Annotated in this window: 21 protein-coding genes, 4 tRNA genes and 1 riboswitch; of the genes, 19 read left to right on the top strand and 6 right to left on the bottom strand. The window is 34.0% G+C overall.

Translation table 11 applies throughout. The features are described 5' to 3' along the window. The first annotated feature begins 63 nt into the window (after positions 1–63). From FC86_RS06425 to metK, 5 genes are all read left to right on the top strand, one after another. Positions 64–154, top strand: a tRNA-Ser gene (locus FC86_RS06425). Between the two features lie 19 nt (positions 155–173). After that, positions 174–245: transfer RNA gene (locus tag FC86_RS06420), tRNA-Glu, on the top strand. Between the two features lie 5 nt (positions 246–250). Beyond that, positions 251–323, top strand: a tRNA-Val gene (locus FC86_RS06415). Positions 324–330: 7 nt separating this feature from the next. After that, a tRNA-Asp gene (locus FC86_RS06410) sits at positions 331–403 on the top strand. A gap of 55 nt (positions 404–458) precedes the next feature. Then, positions 459–539, top strand: a riboswitch (SMK box riboswitch). Then, a complete protein-coding gene (gene metK / locus FC86_RS06405; RefSeq protein WP_056975237.1) occupies positions 537–1,721 on the top strand; it encodes a methionine adenosyltransferase in 1,185 nt (394 codons plus the stop codon). (Overlaps the previous riboswitch by 3 nt.) 19 nt (positions 1,722–1,740) lie before the next feature. Here metK and FC86_RS06400 read toward each other — a convergent pair whose 3' ends face one another. Further along, positions 1,741–2,385 carry a phosphatase PAP2 family protein gene (locus FC86_RS06400; protein WP_056975236.1) on the bottom strand — a complete coding sequence of 215 codons (645 nt, stop codon included), beginning with the start codon at positions 2,383–2,385 and terminating at the stop codon, positions 1,741–1,743. 285 nt (positions 2,386–2,670) lie between these two features. Here FC86_RS06400 and leuS point away from each other — a divergent pair, with 285 nt between their 5' ends. From leuS to FC86_RS06385, 3 genes are all read left to right on the top strand, one after another. Then, positions 2,671–5,082 carry a leucine--tRNA ligase gene (gene leuS / locus FC86_RS06395; RefSeq protein ID WP_056975235.1) on the top strand — a complete coding sequence of 804 codons (2,412 nt, stop codon included), beginning with the start codon at positions 2,671–2,673 and terminating at the stop codon, positions 5,080–5,082. A gap of 90 nt (positions 5,083–5,172) precedes the next feature. Beyond that, positions 5,173–6,804: a putative polysaccharide biosynthesis protein gene (locus tag FC86_RS06390; protein WP_056975234.1), complete on the top strand. Its 1,632-nt coding sequence runs from the start codon at positions 5,173–5,175 to the stop codon at positions 6,802–6,804. Continuing rightward, on the top strand, positions 6,801–7,514 hold the full coding sequence (locus tag FC86_RS06385; protein WP_056975233.1) for a pseudouridine synthase: 714 nt from the start codon (positions 6,801–6,803) through the stop codon (positions 7,512–7,514). The genes FC86_RS06390 and FC86_RS06385 overlap by 4 nt, the downstream gene beginning before the upstream one ends. A gap of 39 nt (positions 7,515–7,553) precedes the next feature. Here FC86_RS06385 and FC86_RS06380 read toward each other — a convergent pair whose 3' ends face one another. Next, a complete protein-coding gene (locus tag FC86_RS06380) occupies positions 7,554–8,396 on the bottom strand; it encodes an NAD(P)H-hydrate dehydratase (RefSeq protein WP_056975232.1) in 843 nt (280 codons plus the stop codon). 167 nt (positions 8,397–8,563) lie between these two features. On the opposite strand from FC86_RS06380, the gene FC86_RS06375 reads away from it, so the two are divergent. The 3 genes from FC86_RS06375 to FC86_RS06365 all read left to right on the top strand — a co-directional run bounded on the left by FC86_RS06375 (position 8,564) and on the right by FC86_RS06365 (position 11,673). Next, entirely contained in the window at positions 8,564–9,256 is a 693-nt protein-coding gene (locus FC86_RS06375) for a Bax inhibitor-1/YccA family protein (protein ID WP_056975231.1), read from the top strand. A 269-nt stretch (positions 9,257–9,525) separates the two neighbouring features. Further along, positions 9,526–11,217: an arginine--tRNA ligase gene (gene argS / locus FC86_RS06370; RefSeq protein WP_056975230.1), complete on the top strand. Its 1,692-nt coding sequence runs from the start codon at positions 9,526–9,528 to the stop codon at positions 11,215–11,217. 3 nt (positions 11,218–11,220) lie between these two features. Next, complete coding sequence (locus tag FC86_RS06365) at positions 11,221–11,673, top strand: arginine repressor (protein ID WP_056975229.1); 453 nt, start codon at positions 11,221–11,223, stop codon at positions 11,671–11,673. Positions 11,674–11,683: 10 nt separating this feature from the next. On the opposite strand, the gene FC86_RS06360 is transcribed toward FC86_RS06365, so the two are convergent. Next, positions 11,684–12,565, bottom strand: coding sequence for an RluA family pseudouridine synthase (locus FC86_RS06360; RefSeq protein ID WP_056975228.1), 882 nt, complete (start codon positions 12,563–12,565; stop codon positions 11,684–11,686). An 86-nt stretch (positions 12,566–12,651) separates the two neighbouring features. Here FC86_RS06360 and FC86_RS06355 point away from each other — a divergent pair, with 86 nt between their 5' ends. The 5 genes from FC86_RS06355 (at position 12,652) to FC86_RS06335 (ending at position 19,770) form a co-directional block, all read left to right on the top strand. Beyond that, on the top strand, positions 12,652–14,718 hold the full coding sequence (locus FC86_RS06355) for a transglycosylase domain-containing protein (protein ID WP_056975227.1): 2,067 nt from the start codon (positions 12,652–12,654) through the stop codon (positions 14,716–14,718). 28 nt (positions 14,719–14,746) lie between these two features. Next, positions 14,747–15,094, top strand: a complete 348-nt coding sequence (locus FC86_RS06350; RefSeq protein ID WP_056975226.1) for a YlbF family regulator — start codon at positions 14,747–14,749, stop codon at positions 15,092–15,094. 65 nt (positions 15,095–15,159) lie between these two features. Beyond that, positions 15,160–16,380 (top strand): metallophosphoesterase family protein, encoded by a 1,221-nt coding sequence (locus FC86_RS06345; RefSeq protein ID WP_056975225.1) that lies wholly within the window; start codon positions 15,160–15,162, stop codon positions 16,378–16,380. Continuing rightward, positions 16,370–18,802, top strand: coding sequence for an ATP-binding protein (locus FC86_RS06340; protein ID WP_056975224.1), 2,433 nt, complete (start codon positions 16,370–16,372; stop codon positions 18,800–18,802). Before FC86_RS06345 ends, FC86_RS06340 begins: the two co-directional genes overlap by 11 nt. A gap of 56 nt (positions 18,803–18,858) precedes the next feature. Beyond that, complete coding sequence (locus FC86_RS06335) at positions 18,859–19,770, top strand: 3'-5' exoribonuclease YhaM family protein (RefSeq protein WP_056975259.1); 912 nt, start codon at positions 18,859–18,861, stop codon at positions 19,768–19,770. A 46-nt stretch (positions 19,771–19,816) separates the two neighbouring features. Here the strand turns inward: FC86_RS06335 and FC86_RS06330 are convergent, their stop codons facing one another. The 3 genes from FC86_RS06330 to FC86_RS06320 form a co-directional block, all read right to left on the bottom strand. Continuing rightward, entirely contained in the window at positions 19,817–20,806 is a 990-nt protein-coding gene (locus FC86_RS06330; protein ID WP_082618879.1) for a peptidylprolyl isomerase PrsA, read from the bottom strand. 113 nt (positions 20,807–20,919) lie between these two features. Then, on the bottom strand, positions 20,920–21,252 hold the full coding sequence (locus FC86_RS06325; RefSeq protein WP_056975223.1) for a YtxH domain-containing protein: 333 nt from the start codon (positions 21,250–21,252) through the stop codon (positions 20,920–20,922). A 25-nt stretch (positions 21,253–21,277) separates the two neighbouring features. Further along, positions 21,278–21,703 (bottom strand): HIT family protein, encoded by a 426-nt coding sequence (locus FC86_RS06320; RefSeq protein ID WP_056975222.1) that lies wholly within the window; start codon positions 21,701–21,703, stop codon positions 21,278–21,280. A gap of 84 nt (positions 21,704–21,787) precedes the next feature. Between FC86_RS06320 and FC86_RS06315 the strand changes: the two genes are divergently transcribed. From FC86_RS06315 to trmB, 3 genes are read left to right on the top strand one after another with little or no spacing between them, the layout of a single operon-like run. Further along, the gene (locus tag FC86_RS06315) at positions 21,788–22,516 is read left to right on the top strand and encodes an ABC transporter ATP-binding protein (RefSeq protein ID WP_056975221.1); all 729 of its coding nucleotides are present in this window, start codon (positions 21,788–21,790) and stop codon (positions 22,514–22,516) included. A gap of 3 nt (positions 22,517–22,519) precedes the next feature. After that, the gene (locus tag FC86_RS06310; protein ID WP_056975220.1) at positions 22,520–23,731 is read left to right on the top strand and encodes an ABC transporter permease; all 1,212 of its coding nucleotides are present in this window, start codon (positions 22,520–22,522) and stop codon (positions 23,729–23,731) included. Between the two features lie 9 nt (positions 23,732–23,740). Then, a complete protein-coding gene (gene trmB, locus FC86_RS06305; protein WP_056975219.1) occupies positions 23,741–24,388 on the top strand; it encodes a tRNA (guanosine(46)-N7)-methyltransferase TrmB in 648 nt (215 codons plus the stop codon). Positions 24,389–24,403 lie beyond the last annotated feature (15 nt).

The following is a 24,403-nucleotide window of genomic DNA, read 5'->3' as shown; positions in this document are numbered from 1 at the left end:
GGTAGAGCACTTGACTGTTAATCAAGCTGTCGTCAGTTCGAGTCTGACAACCGGAGTTATTGTGGAGAGTTGTCCGAGCTGGCCGAAGGAGCATGATTGGAAATCATGTATACGGGTTTTCCTCGTATCAAGGGTTCGAATCCCTTACTCTCCGTAATTACATATTTTAATATGGCCCGTTGGTCAAGTGGTTAAGACACCGCCCTTTCACGGCGGTATCATGGGTTCAAATCCCGTACGGGTCACTTTCGGAGGATTAGCTCAGCTGGGAGAGCATCTGCCTTACAAGCAGGGGGTCACAGGTTCGATCCCTGTATCCTCCATAACTTAGGTCCCATGGTGTAGGGGTTATCACGCCTGCCTGTCACGCAGGAGATCACCGGTTCAAATCCGGTTGGGACCGTAAAAAAGATCAGCTATAAGCTGGTCTTTTTTTATAACAAATTTTAATTACTGTTGATTCTTACTTGTGTTCCCGATAGGATCTAGTTAAATACTAGATATGCCTTGTAACCGAATCGAAGGGGGAAATAAAAATGGAAAAATATTTATTTACATCTGAGTCTGTTTCTGAAGGTCATCCAGATAAAGTAGCTGATCAAATTTCAGATGCTATTTTGGATGCTTTACTAGAACAAGATTCAAATGCCAGAGTTGCTTGTGAAACCACTGTAACAACTGGCTTGGTTCTGGTAGTTGGTGAAATTAGTACAACCGCTTATGTTGATATTCAAAGCGTTGTACGTAACAAAATCAAAGAAATTGGATACAATGATCCAAGCCTAGGTTTTGATGGCGAAAACTGTGCTGTTTTAATTAATATTGATGAACAATCACCTGATATTGCTGGTGGTGTTAATGATTCTTTAGAAGTTCGTGAAAATAAAACTGATAAAGATGAGTTTGACCAAATTGGAGCTGGTGATCAAGGACTAATGTTTGGTTTTGCGGTTGATGAAACACCTGAATTAATGCCATTACCAATCTCATTAGCACATCAATTAATGAGAACAATTTCTCAAAAAAGAAAAACTAATAGCTTATCTTTTTTAAGACCAGATGCTAAAGCTCAAGTAACTGTTGAGTATGATACAAACAATAAACCTGTACGAGTGGACACAGTTGTCTTAAGCGTACAGCATGATGAAGTAGTTACAAATGATGAAATTAAATCAGAAATGATTAATATTATTTCTGAAGTTATTCCAGCAAATTATTTAGATAAAGATACTAAATATATTATTAACCCTAGTGGTCGTTTTGTTTTGGGTGGACCAAAAGGAGATGCAGGATTAACAGGGCGTAAAATAATTGTTGATACCTACGGTGGATATGCTCGCCACGGTGGCGGTGCTTTTTCTGGTAAGGATGCTACAAAAGTAGATCGTTCAGCCAGTTATGCAGCACGCTATATTGCCAAAAACATTGTTGCTTCAGGCCTTGCTACAAAATGTGAAGTACAATTAGCTTATGCTATTGGTGTGGCACAACCTGTAAGTATTATGATTGACCCTTATGATAGTAGTGACTATTCAAATGAACAATTAGTAAAAGCTGTTCGTAAAGTTTTTGATTTGCGTCCAGCAGGTATTATTAAAATGTTAGATTTGAAGAAACCAATTTATCAAAAAACAGCTGCTTATGGACACTTTGGTCGTCCAGATCAAGACTTTCCATGGGAAAGAACAGATAAAACTGATGAACTAAAAGAAAATATCTAAGTAAAAAGTCTCGCTTAAATTAAGCGAGACTTTTTTTATTAAGCAAACACGTATAAAAGATGGCAGTACCAACAATGGCTAGTAAAAAACCGCCAATAACATCGGAAGGATAATGAACACCAACAATCACACGGCTTATTCCTATTAGTAGTGGAAATAAAACACAGCAGATTTTAAAAATAAATTGCAGTTTTTGAGGAATATAGGGTTTGTAAACTAGGTAAAATACACTAAAAAGAAATAAACTATTCATTGCATGGCCACTCGGAAAAGAAAATCCCCTAGCATTGACAAGGTGCATAATTGATGAAGGCCTTGGACGCGCAATCCACTCTTTTAACAATAGGTTGGTTAGTAAAATGCTGAGACCAGAGCCTGCCATAAGTAGACCAAGCTGATATTTTTTTTGATAAAATAAAAATCCAAAAGTAACGGCACTAATTGCAACCATGGGTAGTGGATTACCAAGCAAAGTAATCGCAATAACCAAATTTTTATAATGATAAGTAAACTGATTTTGTAATAGTTGAGTAAATAATATATCGACTTTTGAAATAAATTCAGCATGATTTGCTACTAAGATTAACCAGATAATAAAAACAAAAAGACTAGCAATGCCCAAGTACATCCATTTATTTTTAAAAGACTTTGAATTAAAAATCATAAATGACTCCTTGTATTTTTTTTACGATGTGATAAAGTATAGTTATTATATCGCAAATTATTTCAGAGTAGTAATTATTTTAGTAACTGAGCAGAAAGTATGCGGGTGATGCGAGCATATTGTTACCATAATGAACTTACTGATTGTTTTTGGTTTGCACGTCTAGTCAGCGTTAAAGACATTGAGGTGTTGTACAACTATTGTGCAAAACTTAGGTGGTACCGCGAAATTAACTCGTCCTATGATTATTAATCATGGGACTTTTTTATTTAGGAGGAACAAAATATGAGTTATGAACATTTAAATATTGAAAAAAAATGGCAACATTATTGGCAAAAAAATAAAACGTTCAAAACGACAACAGATTCATCAAAGGATAACTTTTATGCTTTAGATATGTTTCCATATCCTTCAGCTAAAGGACTTCACGTTGGACACCCTGAAGGTTACACAGCAACCGATGTTGTTTCAAGAATGAAACGTGCTCAAGGATACAATGTCTTGCATCCAATGGGATGGGACGCTTTTGGATTACCTGCTGAACAATATGCGTTAGATACTGGACATGATCCAGCAGAATTTACAGATGAAAATATTGAACGTTTTAGAAAACAAATTAATTCACTAGGATTTTCATATGATTGGGACCGTGAAGTTAAAACAACTGATCCAAAATACTATAAATGGACACAATGGATTTTTGAGCAACTTTACAAAAAAGGACTAGCTTATGAAGATGAAGTTGCGGTTAACTGGAGTCCTGACTTAGGAACAGTTGTTGCTAATGAAGAAGTTATTGATGGTAAAACTGAACGTGGTGGTTTCCCGGTTTACCGTAAGCCAATGCGTCAATGGATGTTAAGAATTACAGCATATGCTGAACGATTACTTGAAGATTTAGAATTAGTTGATTGGCCAGAAAACATTAAAGAAATGCAACGTAACTGGATTGGTAAATCAACCGGTGCACAAATCAAATTTAACATTGATGAAACTGATAAAGATTTCAGTGTTTTCACAACTAGACCCGATACACTATTTGGTGCAAGCTATGTTGTATTAGCACCTGAACATAAACTAGTTGCACAAATTACAACTTCTGAACAAAAAGCAGCTGTTGATGAATATGTTGAAAAAACAGCGTTGAAGAGTAACTTAGATCGAACAGATTTAAACCCAGAAAAAACAGGGGTATTTACAGGTTCTTATGCGATTAATCCAGTAAATGGCGACAAATTACCAATTTGGATTGCTGATTATGTTTTAGTTAGCTACGGGACAGGTGCTGTAATGGCAGTTCCTGCTCACGACGAACGTGATTTTGAATTTGCTCAAAAATTTGATTTACCTGTTAGAGAAGTTGTTGAAGGTGGCGATGTAACACAAGCTGCTTATACTGAAGACGGCACACATGTTAACTCAGGTTTCTTAAATGGCATGGACAAAGCCCAAGCCATTGAAAAAATGATTGATTGGTTAGAAGAAAATCAAGCTGGAGAACGCAAGGTTAACTACAAACTACGTGACTGGACATTTTCACGTCAACGTTACTGGGGTGAACCCATTCCTGTTATTCACTGGGAAGATGGCGAAACGACGCTAGTACCTGAAGAAGAATTACCATTGACGCTCCCTAAAACATCAGATATTAAACCATCTGGAACAGGGGAATCACCACTTGCACGTATTGAAGATTGGTTGAACGTTGTTGATGAAAACGGTCGTAAAGGTCGTCGTGAAACAAATACAATGCCACAATGGGCTGGTAGTTCATGGTACTACTTAAGATACATTGATCCACACAATGAGGAAAAATTAGCTGATTACGATAAATTAAAACAATGGTTACCAGTTGATTTATACATTGGTGGGGCAGAACACGCCGTTCTTCACTTACTATACGCGAGATTCTGGCATAAATTCTTATATGATATTGGTGTTGTCCCAACTCCAGAACCATTCCAAAAATTATTTAATCAAGGGTTGATTTTGGGTGCTAACCATGAAAAAATGTCCAAGTCAAAAGGAAATGGTGTTAACCCTGATGATGTGGTACAAGAATATGGTGCAGATGCCTTGAGAATGTATGAATTATTCATGGGCCCCTTAGATGCTTCAACCAGTTGGGCAGCTGATGGTCCAAACTCAACACGTCGCTTCTTAGATCGTGTATGGCGTTTGATTGTTAACGAAGAAACACATGAACTTTCTAAAAAAATTGTAGATGCACCAACAGAAGATTTAGATAAAATCTATCACCAAACTGTGAAGAAAGTTACAGAAGATTTCGAAGCGCTTCACTTTAATACTGCAATTTCTCAAATGATGGTATTCGTTAATGAAGCTAATAAAGCAAAAGCACTTAACCGTGAAATGGCTGAAGGATTTGTTAAATTACTTGCCCCAATTGCCCCACACATGATGGAAGAAATTTGGCAAGTTCTAGGTCATAATGATAGTATCAGTTATGAACCATGGCCAACATTTGATGAATCTAAACTAGTAGAAGATACTGTTGAAATGATTATTCAAATTAACGGTAAGTTGAAGAGCAAGATGATGGTGTCAGTTGAAGCTACTAAAGAGACTATTGAAAAACAAGCTCTTGCTGATGAAACGATTCAAGCTCAAATTGGTTCAAAGGAAATTCGCAAAATGATTGTGGTTCCACAAAAAATTGTGAATATTGTGGTTTAAAATTTTATATAAATTAAGCAAAAAGCACTTTTTATAAAGTGCTTTTTGATATTATAGAGATATATCAAAATATCTAAGTAAGGAATCAATATGCAAGAAAATAATCAAAATCAAACCACGTCAAAGAATACTCTTTTAAGAGGGTCCGCTTGGATGACGATGGGCTCTATCTTTTCACGTATTTTAGGAGCACTTTATATTATTCCTTGGTTTGCCTGGATGGGTAGTCATGGCAATATCGCCAATGCACTGACGGCAAGAAGTTATAATATTTATAGCTTATTCATCATTATTTCAACTGCTGGAATACCAGGAGCTATTGCCAAACAAGTTGCCCATTATAACGCTTTAAATGAGTATGGTGTTGGGCGAAAGTTATTTCATCGAGGCATCATGTTAATGCTTGGGTTGGGAGTTATCTCAACTATTGCGATGTATTATTTTTCGCCATTATTAGCAGGAGATGATCCGCGTCAAATTCAGGTTATGCAAAGCCTATCTGCTGCGTTATTGCTAATCCCAGTTATGAGCTTAATCCGAGGGTATTTCCAAGGGTACAATGATATGGCGCCAGCGGCACTGTCTCAGTTTGTAGAGCAGCTATTCCGCGTGATTTATATGTTGGGTGCAACGTACATTATTATGAAATTACATAGTAGTGGCGATTACGTGTTAGCAGTTACGCATTCAACTTTTGCGGCAGCTGTAGGTGCCCTAGCAGGACTAGCATTGTTAATTTTTTACTACTACAAAAAGAAATCACAAATGGATTACCTTGTACTCAATAGTGATAATGCAATCAGTGTCTCTACTGGGAATTTATTCAAAGAAATTGTTCGACAATCGATTCCCTTTATTATTATTGACTCAGGAATCACGTTATTCCAACTAATTGATCAATACACATTCAATCAATTTATGGGGACTTTTGTGAAAGTTTCAACTGATCAATTAGATAGTTGGTATGCCTTATTCGGATTAAATGCCAACAAGCTAATTATGATTACAATTTCATTGGCTACTGCTATGGCTGTGACTGCAATTCCATTATTATCGGGTGCGCATGCTAGAAAAAACTTTCCAGAAATCACAGCACATATTGATGACACGTTAGAATTATTTTTATTCGTTATGATTCCAAGTAGCTTTGGAATGGCTGCAGTAGCAACTTCTTTATATAGTGTCTTCTATAACTACGATGCTTTAGGTATTAGTGTGTTATACCTGTCATCTTTTGTAGCTATTGCTTTAGGATTATTTACCATTTTAGCTGCAATTTTACAGGGACTTTCAAGAAACAGGCTAGCTATTTTGTATTTAATAGTTGGAATTGTAATTAAGTTAGTCTTACAGTATCCATTAATTGCATTATTCAAAATTTATGGACCTTTAGTTGCAACAGGAATAGGAATGAGCATAACATCATGGTTAATGCTACATCACTTAAAAGTCAGATTTCGTTATAGTGGTGAAAGAACTAAGCGGCGGTTTGCGGGAATTGTTTTGTTTTCAGTATTTATGTTTATTCCAACAAAACTTGTTGAATCTGGATTGATTTGGTTAATGCGTCCAGATGGCAAATTGAGTTACTTATTTATTTTTGTAGTAAGCGTGTTGATTGGAGCTACTGTTTATGGTTATCTGGTACTGAAAACAAGACTAGCTGACCGTATTATTGGCTCAAAGGTGGCAGGCATTAGGAGAAGATTGAAGATATCATGATACGTTTAGATCGATTTTTAGCCAATAGTGGAATTGGTACTCGAGCAGAAGTAAAAAAATTAGTCAAGCAAAAGCAAGTTAAAGTCAATGGCAAGTCAATAAAATCACCTAATCAAAAGTTAAAAGACACTGATCAAGTCATGGTAAACAATCAAATTGTCTCAGCTTTGGTAGATCGCTATTTCATGTTTAATAAGCCAACAGGCGTTATTACTGCTACACGAGATGCCAAGCATCAAACATTCTTGCATTATTTTCGAGAGGAAGTTCATGTTGAAAAGTTAGTAGCAGCAGGTCGACTGGACAAAGATACGACCGGGTTATTAGTTGTGACTGATGATGGGCAGTTTGTCCATGAAATTATTCATCCTAGCAAAAAAGTACCCAAGATTTATCAAGCTGTGATTGATGGACAATTGACTGAATCTGATAAAGAGTTATTTGGTCAAGGGATGCAATTTAAAGATTTTACAGCGCAACCTGCCCAGGTTAAAACGGTTAAATTATTGCCACAAAATCAATCAATAATTGAAGTGACTATTCACGAAGGTAAGTATCATCAAGTTAAACGGATGTTTGAACAAGTCAAAAAACCAGTGCTCCAGCTACATCGGGTACAAATTGGGCAACTCCAATTAGATGAACGCTTAAAGCCTGGCGAGTATCGTGATTTAACTGACGAAGAACTTATAATGCTTAAAACGAAATAAAAAAAGCGAGGACCTATTATATTAAGGCCTTCGCTTTTTTTATTTTTGACTGTAACGACTCATAAAATGTGGAATTTCATCAATAAGCCTTGAAGGTAGTACAACATAGTTTGATTTGCTTAAATGATTGGCAATAAAACTGTGCAGATAAACTGCTGCATAGATTGTGTCGGCTGTTTCACCAAATTGTCCTATAAATGCTGCGATAATACCAGCCAATGTGTCGCCCATACCACCAGTAGCCATAGCAGGAGTGCCAATATCAATGAAATGAGGTTCACATTCATTTTGAAATACGGTTGTTTTTTCAGATTTTAAGACAACCGTGAGATTTTTAGCAATGTATTTTAAGTAGGTTTGGTTAGCTTTTTCATCTTGAAAGTTCATTTTTAATCCTGTTAATCGTTGCCATTCAACTTGATGAGGAGTCATGATGATTTTTTTAGCAGCTCTAGGGGTTAAGGATGTATTTTGGGCAATATTATTTAATGCATCAGCATCTAATACAATCGTTTGATTAGTCGAAATTGATTCCTTAACTAGAGTCATCAGTTTTTTAGCATAGTCATCTTGGCCTAATCCAGGACCCAAAACAACAACGTCAACTTGTTTAATTAACTGTACTAAGGTTTTTTGATCACGCCAATCCACGAACATTGCCTCCGGCACGCTGGCATGTAGGGCGGGTAAATTAATAGAATGTGTAGCCACGCTCACTAAACCAGCGCCTGCATAAATAGCTGCTTTAGCAGCCATTGTGATTGCACCACCATAATTATAATTTCCCCCGATAAGTAGCAGTCTACCATAACTACCCTTATGACTATGAGTTTCCCTTTTTTTGATTGTTTGAGTTAAACTATCAATTGTTATTTCTTCCATCAAAAGAACTCCTCTAATTTGTAATTACTTTCATTCTACTAGAGATAGTCTAAAATTAAAAATGAGATTTGGTTTTGAAAGTTTTAAAAGAGTCTTAAGAGAGAGTGCTAATAAAATTAAAGTTTGATACAATGAAAGACACAATAAATAAAATGGAGGTACTCTATATGGACCATATTGTTACTCACGAACAAACAAAACCTAATAATACACGACAGTTGCTTAATAAAACTTTTCAAAAAGTAGCTGCTGCTGTTTTGATTACAGCTATCACAGCTTTTGCTGGTAATTATGCATTTGCAGGTGTTTTTGCAAAATTTTCACGTTCAATCTCAGGTGCCATCATTTTTATGGTGCTAATGTTTGCCTTAATTTCACAGGTGCAAAAATCAATTCAAAGTCGCCAAGCTAAACGTGGAACAAAATTGTTTTATGGACTAGCTGGATTGAATGGACTATTTTTATCGTATATTTTTTCTTATTTTTCATTAGGAACAATAGGAGCATCTTTTCTAGTCACAAGTGGATTATTTCTAGCGTTAGCACGTTTTGGCTTGACTACTGAAAAAGATTTAATTAGCTGGCAAAAAGGATTATTCATTACATTAATTGGTGTGATAGTGTTATCATTATTTAGCCTATTCATAGGCACAACAGTTGTGAGCTTGATGATTAACATCGCAATACTTGTTTTGTTCAGTCTTTATACTATTTTTGATACTAATCAACTAGTAAGACGCTATGAAAGAATTTCACACAGCGATATCGAAGGTGTGAGTTCGTTGTTTGCCCTAACGCTATATATGGACTTTATCAATATTTATCTATCCATTCTTCAACTCCTAGGAAATAATGATTAGATAATAAAAAACTTGAAAATACAAAAAAAATCGTGTAAAATTTTGTAATTGGAATTACTAAAGAATATGGATTTGAATTTATTTATAAAGCGAGTTATGTTGGTGAAAGATAACAAAATAATTAATCCTGTCGCACTTTAGAACAAACTAAATCAATTATGTAAAGTGGATGTTAAACATCAATTAGAGTGGTACCACGGGATTTTTCTCGTCTCTTTCACGACAGTCGTTGTGGGAGAGTTTTTTTATTTATAGGAGGAATTAAAAGCATGAATTTCAAAGAACGTGTCGTGAAAAGTCTGCAAACTATTTTGCAAGATAAACTAGATGGACAGACAATTGAAAAACTGATTGAAAGACCCAAGTATTCTCACTTAGGTGATTACGCTTTTCCAGCTTTTAGTTTAGCTAAAATTGAAAAAAGAGCACCTCAACAAATTGCCTTAGACTTAGCCAAAGAACTGCAAGGTGATGATTTTGCTAAAGTTGAAGCAGTTGGACCATATGTGAACTTCTTTATTAAACATGATGAACTAACATCAGCTGTTGTTTCTACAATTTTATCAAAAGGCAATCAATATGCTAGTCAAAGTGAATCTAAAGGTAATGTCACAATCGATATGTCTTCACCTAATATTGCTAAACCGATGTCTATGGGACATTTAAGGTCAACAGTTATTGGTAATTCAATTTCATTGATTTTAGATAAAGTAGGTTTTGATCCAATCAAAATTAACCATTTAGGAGATTGGGGGACACAATTTGGTAAGTTGATTGTGGCTTACAAAAAATGGGGTAGTGAAGACGAAGTCAGACAAGACCCTATTAATAATTTGTTGAAATATTATGTTGAGTTCCACGAGGAAGCAGAAAAACACCCAGAATTAGATGATGAAGCTCGTTTATGGTTTAAAAAACTAGAAGATAATGATGAAGAAGCTTTAAAATTATGGCGCTGGTTCAGAGAAGAATCACTAAAAGAATTCCAACGTGTTTATGATATTTTAGGGGTAACTTTTGATTCTTATAATGGTGAAGCTTTCTATAATGATAAGATGGATGCTATTGTAGAAGAATTAAAAGAAAAAGACCTACTGAAGGAATCTCAAGGTGCTCAAATTGTTGATCTTGATGATTTAGACTTATCACCAGCATTAATTCAAAAATCAGATGGGGCCACACTTTACATGACGCGTGATTTAGCTGCGGCTATTTATCGTAAAAATACTTATAACTTTGCTGAATCACTTTATGTTGTTGGAAACGAACAAAGTGAACACTTTAAACAGTTGAAAGCAGTTTTGGGTAAAATGGGGTACGATTGGTCTGATGATATCCGCCATATTCCATTTGGTTTAATCACATCAGGTGGTAAAAAACTGTCTACTCGTAAAGGTAACATTATTTTACTTGAAGAAGTTTTATCTGATGCTGTAAGATTAGCTAAAGCTCAAATCGATGAAAAGAATCCTAACCTGCCTAACAAAGAGCAAGTTGCTCACGAAGTTGGGGTAGGGGCAGTTATTTTCCACGATTTAAGAAATGATCGTCTAGATAACTTTGACTTTAATTTAGAAGAAGTCGTTCGTTTTGAAGGAGATACTGGTCCATATGTACAATATACAAATGCACGTGCACAAAGTATTTTAAGAAAAGCAAACCATACAGTTGATGCAACACCTTCTCAACTGGAACTAACTGACGATTATTCATTTGAAGTTGCTAAAGAATTATTGAAATTCAATGAAATTGTTCAACGTGCAGCTGAAAAATATGAGCCATCAATTATTGCTAAATATGCGATTAATTTAGCACAATTATTTAACAAATATTATGCCAACCAACGTATTTTAGATGAGGATAAGCACCTAAATGCAAGGCTAGCCTTGGTTGAAGCAACCAGTGTTGTTTTAACAGAATCGCTACGTTTACTAGGTGTCAATGCTCCAAAGGAAATGTAAAACATGAAACAAAAGAAACGAAGACAAGATGAACTGTTGAAAATCCTAAAAAGTCATCATATTAAAACACAGTCTGATTTAATGAATTATTTGAATGATAAAGGAATTAATATTACCCAAGCCACGTTATCTCGCGATATGAAGGAATTGGGTATTATCAAATTGATTCAAGATGATAGTCAAATGTCTTACGTTGTTTCGGGAACTCAAGAAATTGATGATTTAACACAGTTAAAAGAGGTTTTCGCAAACAATGTACAAGACGTTTTGCAGATTCAATTTACGGTCATTATTAAATGTAATCCTAATTCTGCTAATGTTTTGAGTGCGCTAATTGATAATCATGGTTATTCAGAACTTGTTGCGAGTTTAGCTGGCTATGATACACTTGTCTGCTATTGTACAGATGAAGAAAAAGCTAAACAGTTAAAAGCAGAATTTCTTAAACTAAAATAAAAAAGCAGCCCTAGGGCTGTTTTTTTATTTTATCGTTATTTGATAGATTAATAATTAATTTTTCAAAAGAAAAGGGATTTACTAATTCGACTTGAAAAGCTTCTAAAGCCATGATCTTATCGGAATTAGCTGATGGATCATAAAGAGGATCATTAATAATAGGCATGTTGTGATGACTAAGGTGGACACGAATTTGGTGAGTACGACCAGTTTCTAAATCGAGTTTAAGTTTTGCAAGTGAACTTGTTTGACTAATAACTGAAAAGTGGGTGACGGAGGGCAATCCATCTGAGCGAACACGTCTTTTTCGTTTATCGGTTTCATCTAGTCCAATCGGATCTAAAATGGTGCCGTTATCTAGAATAGAGGTGGTTTTTCTAACCGTTGCTAAATAAAATCGTTTCATTATTTTAAGAGCTAATTGGCGATTTAAGATGGGCACAACAATTGGATTCTTAGCCAGTAACAAAAGCCCACTCGTCCACATATCTAAGCGATGAATCATATAAACATGTTCATTGGTTTGGTTGAGGTAGTATTCAACATCATTCATTGCGGTGTTATCCTCATCGGGTCGGTTAGGATGAGTTTTTTGTCCAGCAGGTTTATTAATAACAATAATATCGTTGTCTTCATAAACAATATCAGGTAGTTTTTGGCTAGGTAAGTAGGCCTGTGAGGTTTCAACTTGCGTGAAGTTCAAGTTAATTGTGTCGCCAGCACCTACTGTTGTATTAATGGGTTGATAAGAACCGTTCACGGTGACTGCTCTTTCAATTCGTAAAAAATGTTGCCATTTTTTAGGAATATACAATTGTATTAAAAGTTCACGAATTGTGCATGGTGTAAAGGATTTAGGTAGAGTTAATATACGTTTATTTGCTAAAGACATCTTTAAATTTTTTATACCTTTCATTAAAGAAATAAGAATCGGGACTATTTTGTGCTAAAATAACGAGGAAAAGATAGGAGGATGTCATGGAAAGTTATGCCATCAGACTATTAGATCTGACAAAATCAGGTCTGAGTCATTTGAAAAAAGTGAATCATCGCTTCCAACTTGTGAGGTGGCTGATTCTAGCAGGATTGACGCTTACATTGATGATTTCCTTTTATTGTACAGCATTAGTTAAATTGACACCAGTTGGCCAGTTAGGAGATTCTCTAAGGTCAGTAACAACAATTTTTGATCAAAATAGTAATAAAATTGGAGAAATTTCTTACAATAGAGGAGATTATACAAAAATTGACAAAATTTCGCCTTATTTGAAAGATGCGGTTATTTCTACAGAGGATAAAGACTTTTATAACCACAGTGGTTTTAGTCTAACATCAATGGCAAGAGCAAGCTTGAGTTTGGTCACTAAAGGTATGGTTACGCAAGGTGGCTCCACTGTTACCCAGCAACTAGCTAAGAATAGTTTTTTGACGCAAGATCAAACCTTTTGGCGAAAAATTAAAGAGTTTTTTTACGCGGTTCAGCTAGAAAAAGATTACTCAAAAGATCAAATTCTTGAGATGTATTTAAATACGGCTTATTTTGGTAATGGTGTTTATGGTGCCCAAGATGCATCATTAAAATATTTTGGAAAGAATGCGAGTGATTTGACAGTTGCAGAAGCGGCTACCATTGCGGGGATGCTAAAAGGGCCAAACTATTATAATCCAATGGATTCAAAAGAAAATGCAGTAAGTCGTCGAAATCTTGTACTAGAGCTTATGCAGAAAAATAATGTTATTTCAAAAGACCAACTGCAAACTTTTAAAAACCAAGCAATGATTGTGACAGACCGGTATCAAGTATATCAAAGTGCTTTTTCGGATTATAATCAAGCTGTCCTTCAAGAATTGAAGACGCAAAATAATTGGGATTATAATGATATTGCTACTCGTAATCTAAGTATTTATACTTATCTAGATTATAACGTTCAAAGTAATATGAAGAAAACGTATAAAAACGATAGCCTATTTCCGGATAATGCTTCTGACAATCAAAAAGTTGAAGGAGCAGGACTCGCGATGGATCCAAAAACTGGGGCTGTACTTGGAGTTGTAGGTAGCCGTGGTAAAAGTGACTTTAACCGGGCCATTCAGATGCAGCGTCAACCAGGGTCAACAATGAAACCGTTGGCTGTTTACACACCAGCTTTACAAAATGGCTATCAGATAGATTCGAAACTGCAAGATAGTTTACAGGCTTATGGATCAGATAAATATACCCCTAAAAACGTTGATAATCAGTATGAGGGGGAAGTGCCACTATATCAAGCACTGGCGCAAAGTAAAAATGCACCAGCAGTGTGGTTGTTGAATCAAATTGGCTTAAACCAAGGGATACAGTCTGTTAAAAATTTTGGGATTAGTTTAAGTAATGCTGATCAAAACTTGGCTCTTGCATTAGGTGGTCTTCAAACTGGTGTATCATTACTAGATATGGCTAAGGCCTATTGTGCTTTTGCCAATGAGGGGCAATTACCTAATCAAGTTCACACCGTTAAAAAAGTGGTGGGGAATGATGATAAAGTCTTGGTAGATAATACTAATTTAAATACTCATCAAATTATGACACCAGAAATTTCAAAACAGATGACGAGTTTATTGTTGAATGTATTTGATAATGGAACGGGTAAATTTGCTAAGCCTTATGGCTATCGTATGGCAGGTAAAACGGGAACAACAGAAGTTAAATTAAGTGATGGGACAACCAGGGCTAATGATCAATGGATAATTGGCTACACTCCAGACATTGTTTTAGTCAGTTGGATAGGATTTGATAACCCTGATGATACACATTACTTGGGTGGAACCAGTGAAACACAAATATCTTATTTATTTAAACAAGTTGCGCAAAGTGTGTTGCCCTATACAAATAAAACAACATTTAGTGAAAAAAATGCCCAACAGCTTGTTTCTGAACGAAATGTTCAAGGTAATTCAACAAGTTGGGTGGATGATTTAACAAAAAGTGTTCAAAATGTTTTCGATGGTGTTGGTCAAACAATTGGTCAATGGTACAATGGTATTAGAGATAAGGTATCACCTTAATTAATATTAGAAAACAGGAGAATTAATAGTGAATATTTACGACACAATTAACCAATTAGCAGCAGAATTAAAAGAAACTCCAGAATATAAAGATTTACAAGCTTCATACGAAAAATTATCACAAAACGAAGAAGCCTTTAAATTATTTAAAGATGTAAATGATATTCAAAAAGATTTACAAGCTAAACAAATGTCAGGTCAAGAATTGACACAAGAAGACATGACTAAGGCTAACGAATTAGGCCAACAAATGGAAAAAACAGAAGAAATCGTTGACCTAATGAGTAAAGAACAAAGCATGCAACAATTATTCCAAGACATTAATGGTGCTGTTTCAAAATCAATGGATGAACTTTACCACGATTTAAATAACTAGAGAACTTAAAGAAAACGGAATAATACGTTCCGTTTTTTTTTTTATCTGAAAAAGGGGGGTAAAAGATGAAATTTTTACATATTGCAGATGCACATTTAGATAGTCCATTTAAGGGATTGTCTTATTTACCCAGCAAGCTATGGCAATCAGTTTATGATTCGACTTACTTAGCATTTGAAAGTGCTATTAATCAGGCGATAGACAACCAAGTCGACTTCGTTTTAGTAGTGGGAGATACTTTTGATGGGCCTAAGCCATCTTTACACGCTCAAAAGTTTGTTGCAAAGCAGTTTGAAAGACTAAATAAAGTGGGTATTACTGTTTTTTTAACTTTCGGTAACCATGATTATTATAAAGCGGAAAACTATGCTTTTGATTATTCTAATAATGTTGTTATCTTTAATTCAGAAGTTCAGACTAAAAATATTACCACTAAAAAAGGTTTGCCGGTAGACATTGTGGGGTTTAGCTATGTGCAAAATCATATTACAAAAAATATCGTGCAAAACTTTCCAGAAGTATCAAAAAACCATTATACTATTGGAATGATTCACGGAGCATTAGCGACCTCTGACATTAATCAAGATAATTATGCACCCTTTGAAATAGCTGATTTAATCAAAAAAAATTATCACTACTACGCTTTAGGTCATATTCATAAACGAGAGATTGTAAGTCAAAGACCGCTTGCCGTATATAGTGGAAACTTGCAAGGGCGTCATATTAACGAATCAGGTCAAAAGGGATGTTATTTGGTAACAGTTGATGAGCAAACTTTTGAAACTAATCTAACATTTATTCAAACAGGTCAGATTATTTTTGATAAGTTAGTAGTTAAGTTAGACCAGGTAACAGATATTCAGCGACTACAAGACAAAATTGAAAAAGCACTTGATTTAATTACGGTTCAGCAAATGAAAATGGTTAAATTGGTTATTCAAAATAGTCAATTTTTGTCACTTAATGCTAAAGAGATAATTAATCAGACTAATCTTTTAGATGAAATTTCTCAAAATATTGATTATAGTGTGATTCTTTATGATGTTGAGCTTGAAGTAAATCACAAAATTGATATGACTGAAATTGATGAAATTTACTTTGAAGAAGCAAAAGATAGCTTGCTGAATCAAACGATTGTCTCTGAAAAATTAAGACCGTTATTAAAAAAATACTTGCCGGTTGAACAGTTGATTGATCATCCAAATGATTTAACAAAACAAGTGCAACAACTGGTGCAGCTGGAATTAAGTGAGGCTGTGACGAGGAGTGAAGAGAGTGAAGATTGAGCAAATTAGAATTGAAAATTTTGGAAAGTTTTCAGATAAAACATTTAATTTTACGACTAATCAGACCGTTTTTTACGGTGAAAATGAAGCAGGAAAAAGTACATTAGCTGCTTTTATTAGTCAAATTATGTTTGGATTTCCAAATAAAACAACTAAGAAAAAGCAATATCATCCTTCGCCTATGCCTAGTCTTTTTGGCGGTGAGATTGTTTTTTCAGATGGTAATAGTCGGTTTGTTTTAAAGCGTTATCTTAATAAAAAAACAGAAGGTGACTTTTCTGTTTTTAAAGACGATTATGAAGTTGATGCTAGTGTTTTTTTTGATAGAGTTAAACAAGTTAATGAAATGTTTTATCAACAAAGTTTTGTCTTTAATCAAGATACGTTACAAAATATTTATGGCGTTAGTGAAGAAGAATTAATGCAACAGATTTACTATTTGGGTGTTACTAATAGCAAACAATGGCTACAATTAAGTCAAGACAAGGCAAAAAACAGCGCTGATATTTATCGTCCAAGAGGTCGAAAACAACCATTGAATCAGGAAGTTGCCAAATATCATGAGTTAAGTGAATTACTACAAGAAAAAAATGAAGAGTTCAAGACTTATCAAATTTATCAATCTCAATTAGAAGAAAATCAAAGTAGATTAGATGAGTTGCAACGGCATTCTAACCAATTACTTGATTATCTTACACATCAAAAACAAATCAAAGAGAAATATTCGTTACTCGAAGATTATCATAAACTAGAACAGCGAGTTAATATTAGCCAAAAGGGTTTTAAGAATGTTGACTATCGAAAAGTGCAAGAATTAAAATTATCTTTATCACAATTGGATGCTCAAATTGAAAGAGATAAAAATAATTTAGAGTCTACTAAATATAGTCATAACAATGATTCACAAGAAATTTTAAATAAATGGTCAGAAATTCAATATGACTATCAGGAATTCAAACGTTTAGAAAGTTCAGTTAATCAAAAAGAAAATGATTTAGCTTCGATTGTTGACTATACACCACAAATAACAAGAATTGCACAATTATCTGATGAAGAATGTTTGCAATCACAGCGTAAATTAACAGATTTTGAGAGTTCAAAAGATACTAGCTCATCTGGTCAAATAGCTTTAATTGTTAGTATTTTAGGTTACTTTGCAACTATTGTAGGGTTGTTTATTAATCCTAAAGCAACTTTTATTTTGGCGATAGTTTCAACAATTTCTTTGCTTATTCATTTTAAAAATAATGGTCGTGGCGCTCAAAAAAGAAAAGAACAAGAGCGGCATACAGAGTTTAATGAATATCTGGATTATTATCAATTTAATGAAGCTGCAACAATCAACAGTTTAAAAGAGGGATTTGAAAAACGAACTTATTTTAAGCGATTGACTAGTCAAATTGAACAAGATAAACAAAACATGCTGAGTCGAAGTCAGATAATTACTGATTTCATGACTCAGTTTGGGATAGACCCTGATATGAATCAATTCGAGTCTCTTAGAACAAAGATTAGCCAGGTACAACAAAAGCAATTAGATTTGAAACAAGAAGAAAGTGCAAGAGAATTAAAATTAAATAATTTGGAATTATTGCAGAGTCAGAAACAATCTCTTCAGTTTGAACTCAATCAAATTTTAGTAAGAAATCAATTTGAGACAGTCGAAGATTTTGAAAAAGCTTATCAAAGTCATATTCAAGCACAAGAAGATAATATACGACTCAATGCTATTAAAAAAGAGATAGGCTCCTTGTGGCATGATGTTCATGATTACAAAGAGCATAGACAACGTTTTAATCAAGAATTTGATTCAACAGAGCAGTCTTATGAAGAACTAAAACAGCAACAAATTACAGTTCAAAAAGCCATCGCAACGTTAACTGCAAAACAAGATTTACTAGTGAATGATCAAGGAATATTTGATTTGAAACAACAAATTGCACTACAAAAAGAAAAAATCAATCAATTAATAACCGATTGGCTTACACAGGAGTTGACGTCGGAAGTAATTATGAAAATGCTTGATGTTGCTAGTGCTAACCGATTTCCTAATATGATTGAACGTAGTCAAAAGTATTTTGAAATACTAACTGTAGGACATTACAAGCATGTGAAATTCACTAAAAATAGCCTGCAAGTTGTAACTAAAGACAACAAAAAGTTCGAGGTTAACGAATTATCTCGTGGAACAGCTGAACAACTATATTTTGCGTTGAAGTTTGCTTTTATTGAACAGATTAGTGATATGATAAGTTTACCTATTGTGATTGATGATGCTTTTGTCAATTTTGATAATCAAAGAGTTAAGATGATTCAGCAATTACTAGATGAGATAACAGATTATAACCAAGTTTTTATTTTTACAGCGAGAAAAGAAATTAAAGCGTTGTTTAGACCAGAAGATATTATTGAACTAAATTAAAGGAGAAAAGACGGTTGTTTACAAAAAAATTATTAGAATACCAAAGTGGCGAAGAAATGGATACAATTGTGCTGCTTAAACAAGTTGATGTTCGTGTAGCAAAGAATGGCAAGCAATTTTTAGCAATTGTATTCGAAGATAGTTCTGGTGAAATTAGTGGTAAGTATTGGGATGCTTCAAATGAAGATGTCAATTTATATCAGGCCGGAGAAATTGTTGAAGTTAATGGTAGACGTGAAACTTATCAAAATAATCCTCAAATTAGAATTTACAGCTTGCGTCCAGTTATGAAAGAAGAAGGCTATGAGGTTTCACAATTTGTAAGACAGGCTCCTGTTTCTTCAGATAGTTTGCTGGATAAAATGAGTTATTACCAAAATGAAATTGCACACCCTGTTTGGAGCAAACTTGTAAATTATTTAGTTGATAAATATCATAAACGGTTTTTTGAGTATCCTGCAGCTAAAACAAATCACCATGCTTTTGCAGGGGGACTAGCCTTTCATACTGTGTCTATGCTTGACTTAGCGCATCATATGTTGGATATTTATGAAGGTATTAATAAAGAATTGCTTTATTCAGGTATTATTCTCCATGATTTAGCTAAAACTATTGAGTTATCTGGTCCGATTTCAACTGACTATACACTGGAAGGTAATTTGATAGGTCATATTGCATTAATTGATGAAGAAGTTGTCAAAGCTGCTCAAACACTTGAAATTGATGAAGAAACAGAGTCGTTTTTATTGTTGCGACACTTGGTTCTATCACATCATGGGTTAAAAGAGTATGGATCACCGGTAAGACCTCAAATACTTGAAGCAGAGGTTTTACATCGAATTGATGAATTTGATGCTTCAATGAATATGATGACGGAATCACTAAAACAGATTAGTCCAGGTGAATTTACAGGTCGTATTTTTGCTTTGGAAAATAGAAAGTTATATAAACCTTATTATCGCAAATAAAAAAACTCCGAATTTTTCGGAGTTTTTTTATTTGCGATAATGATAATTACTTAGATTCACTTGATTGACTTTGTGAGTCTACTGATGATTGGTTTGTTTGACTTTGTGAGCCTTCACTTGCAGAACTTGAAAGGTCTGTAGATGAACTTGCTGATTGGATATAAGAAGCTAATGCATCACTTAAGTCTTTATCTTTGATACTTGGGTTAGCTTTTGTCAATACTGTTGAAATAACATTTTGCATAACTGAAGTATCTTTCATCCATGATTCGTAAATTTGGTTATCGATATCTTGTTTATGATCTTTTAGATCACCTTTACCAGGGTTATTAGCCATTTTGATGATATGGTAACCATATTGAGTCTTAACAGGCTCAGTTGTGTATTGGTTTGTTTGTAATTTGAATGCGGCTTCTTTAAATGTTGCATCTAAAGAAGTATCTGTATTATCAAATTCAGGTAGTTTACCACCATTTTCTTTAGTTGCTGTATCTGTTGAGTATTGTTTTGCTAACTCATCAAAGTTTTTACCACTGTTTAAATCAGTAATAATTTGTTTAGCAGTGTTTTCATCACTAACTAAAATATGCTGTACAGTAACTTTAGGTTGGTAACTTTCCCAAGCCTTTTGTTCATCTTCAGCTGAAATTTGTTTAAGATCTTTCATAGCAGCCTCAATTAATAAGTTAGTTCTTAAGCTTTTCTTGAAAGTTGCTTCTGTATAGCCGTTAGATTGTAAAATTAGTGAGAAATTTGAACCATATTGGCTACCGTATTTTGAATATTCATCATTAACATTTTGTTCAGATACTTTTGAACCATATTGGTTTTCTAAAGCACCTTGGATAATCATATTAGCTAAAGTTGATTTACCACTTTGGCTAGTCTTTAATTGGGTGTAAAAGTCATCTTGTGTGATTTTACCACCTGAATAGTTGGCCACGGTTTTGTCAGAAGATGAAGAACAAGCCACAAGTGTTAGTGACATTGCTGCAACTCCTGCTCCCGCTACAATTTTTTTCATATAACTTTTCATTATATCGTTACACATCCTTACTTAATTTGTTGCGCCAGTTAGAATATAGCATAATTTAGACTCACATGATATCAAATTTAAAAAAATTCATAAATCTGTCAAACTTTATTTGATTATTTATTACTGTCTAGTTTAGACTCTAAGTCCCTAACTTTTTGTTGAAGTCTAGCAATATGAGGTTCAGCGTAATAATTGAATTCCTCAACATCTTGGGTAAGATCGTCGCTAAACTTTTCAATAGTTTTTACACCTTCATTTTGAAGATAGTTAAGTTTTTGCTGAATTTTTTCGCGCTCACGGTTAATATCATCAAAATCTTGCCCAGTTTCTTTAATACCTTCAGCGAAGTCTTTACCAAAAGTATTGCCTGTATTTTGATTCTTAGTATTAGCTAAAAAGACGCCTGCTGCTGCACCGAGTAGACTACCAAGTAAAAAATTTTTCATTGTTTTTCTCCTTTAAGTAAAGTGACTAAAATTGTGTTTTAATTGATTTGGCTAATTCTTCGTATTTTTCAGGGGTGTAGTGACTTTGGTTTTCGGAAAAATGAATGCTAAAATCATCTTGTTCACTATAGCGTGGAATTAAGTGAATGTGAGCATGAAAGACAGATTGATAAGCAACTTCACCATTATTATTCAAGAGGTTAATGCCTTTGATATCAGTGTTTGACGCTTTAATTGCGCGTGCAATTTCTGGTATATATTGAAAGACATTTCTAGCGTCTTCTCTGTCAAAAGACAAAAGAGAATCACGATGTTTTTTAGGGATAACGAGTGTATGTCCTGGAGTCGTTTGTGAAATATCCAAGAAAGCCTTCACGTCATCATTTTCAAAAATAGTGTAACTTGGTATTTCATTGTTTATAATTTTGCAAAAAATGCAGTTATTTTCCATATTATTTACCTCTAAATTCTACGTTGTTTTTATTTTCATGCTATCATAATATATAGATTTTTTCATTTAGATTAGGAGAATATTATGTCACTAAAATTAAATCAGGTAACGGGCGGTTATGCTCGTGTGCCCGTTATCAAAGACGTTTCTTTTGAAATAAATCCCAGTGAAGTAGTTGGTCTAATTGGACTAAATGGTGCTGGGAAGTCAACGGCTATTAAACATATATTAGGTATTTTAAAACCGATTTCGGGAGAAATTACATTAAATGAACAGACAATGGCACAAGATACCAAACAGTTTAAAAAGCAAATCGCAATAATGCCAGAAACACCTGTGCTTTATTCAGAACTAACTTTAAAAGAACATTTAGAAATGACTATTTTTTCTTACGATTTAGATTACGACAAAGCATTTGAAAGGGCTGAAAAGCTACTTGAAATATTGAGACTAGATAACAAGCTAGATTGGCTACCAGTCAATTTTTCAAAAGGAATGAAGCAAAAGGTAATGATTGTGACAGCCTTTATGACAGACGCATCACTTTTTATTATTGATGAACCATTTACAGGACTTGATCCACTGGCTGTCGAAGATTTATTAAACTTAATTGCTGAAAAAAAGGCAGAAGGTAAGATGGTTTTACTAACAACTCATATCTTATCAACTGCGCGTGATGCGATTGATCGCTTTGTTGTGTTAAACGATGGTCGTGTGGTTTCAAATGGAACATTGGATGATATTAAATCACAATACCAATTGACCGATGGTCGCCTTGAAGACTTATATTCTCAATTGGCAAAGAGAGGTTAAGTTATGAAAGCGTTATATCAGACAAGATTAAAGAAAAATCTAGTTAAACAGTTTCGTTATTTGCAATTAGTTTTTAATGACCACTTTTTGCTAGCTTTAATTATTGGAATGGGTGGTCTACTATTTTGGTATGCCGATGTCATGAAACGTTTGCCTAATAATCAATGGTACTATGGTTTAGTTGTTAGTGTGATTTTATTTATTCCTTATCTTTTTGGAAAATTAGCCACGTTTTTAGATGAGGCAGACCAACAGTTTTTGTGGGCTAAAGACGATGAAATAATGGATTATTTTAAACCGGCCAAGCAATATAGTCTAGCTCTACCAGTGTTTTTTATTTTGTTAATTTCCGTGGTGTTGTTACCATTAGTTTATTTTAAGATGTCTTTTTCATTAATTGGATATATCATAATTGTAATGGGACTGATTACAGCAAAAATTTTAAACATTGAATTGCAAACTAAAAAGCAATTTGCAATAGCACAAAGCTATCGAAAAGTCATTGTATGGAGTCAACCCGTAATACTATTAGCACTTATAGGTTCAATTTATTTATTTTCACCATTATTGTTAATTGTAGCTGTAGTGGGAATTATTTGCAGTCGAGTATTTTTGAATACGGTGCATGTAAATTTTGACTGGCGCCAAGCAGTTCAAGTAGAATCACGTCGCCAAGAATTAATCTATGCTTTTTACAGTTTGTTTACAGATGTTAAAGAACGAACAGCTAAAATCAAACGTCGCAAATATTTAGATTTTACTTTAGATTTGTTTGTTAAAGATTCTAAGAAACAATCGCCACAATTTTTCTTGCTTAAGCGAACATTGATTCGAAATCCAGAGTACTTAAATTTACTAGTCAGAATGACAGCGTTTGCCTTGATTTTGATGGTAATTTTAGATAATAGCTGGTTTACGTTGATTATGGGAATCTTCATTGTGTTTCTAACAGGTTATCAGTTGTTGCCGTTGTATAATCAATATGACCGTCATTTAATGTATTTTGTAATGCCTTTTGACTCAACTAATAAGTTTCAGAGTTTTAAGCAATTATTAACACAGGCACTTTTACTAGAATCACTTATTTTATCTATTGGGATGCTTATTAAGTATGGTGTAGCCGTTAATGTTTGGATTGCGATTGTATCCGTTAATATTTTTGTTATAATATTTACTTATGGGTATTTATCGTTAAAATTAAAAGCTAAAAAGTAGGAGAATATCATGAGATTAAGACGCAAACCGTGGACACGTAATATGATTGAACAAAATCCAGATTATATTTTAGACCGTCCCAAAGCTGGGTTAATTGATTGGAGCAGCCGTTTTGAAAATCCTGATGCACCGCTTTATATTGAGGTGGGATCAGGAAAAGGACAATTTATCATCAATCAGGCTAAAAAACACCCAGATGTTAATTTTGTCGCCATTGAGATACAAGAAGCAGCTATTGGAATGATTCTGAGAAAGCAACTTGAGGAACAGCTACCTAATCTACAGTTGTTTTTAGGTAATGGTGAAGCTTTAACAGATTATTTTGCTGAAAATTCAGTTTCAAAAGTATTTTTGAATTTCTCAGATCCTTGGCCTAAAACAAAACATGAAAAAAGAAGATTAACTTATAAATCTTTTTTGGATATTTACAAAACAATTTTACAACCCAATAAGGGCATTGAATTTAAAACTGATAATCAGTCACTTTACAATTATTCAGTTCAAAGTTTTAATAATTATGGGATGCATTTTGATTTTGTTTCAGTAAATTTACATGATAGTAAAATGGCTGAAGATAATATTATGACTGAATATGAAGAAAAATTTTCAGCTAAGGGACAACCTATTTATGCTTTATATGCACATTTTAGTGCTTAAGTTAAGATGAAAGAG

Origin of the sequence: Holzapfeliella floricola DSM 23037 = JCM 16512, assembly GCF_001436605.1 — a bacterium.
Taxonomy (GTDB): Bacteria; Bacillota; Bacilli; order Lactobacillales; family Lactobacillaceae; genus Holzapfeliella; species Holzapfeliella floricola.
The sequence above is the reverse complement of the archived record's forward strand: the minus strand, read 5'-3'. Positions and strand labels throughout refer to the sequence as shown.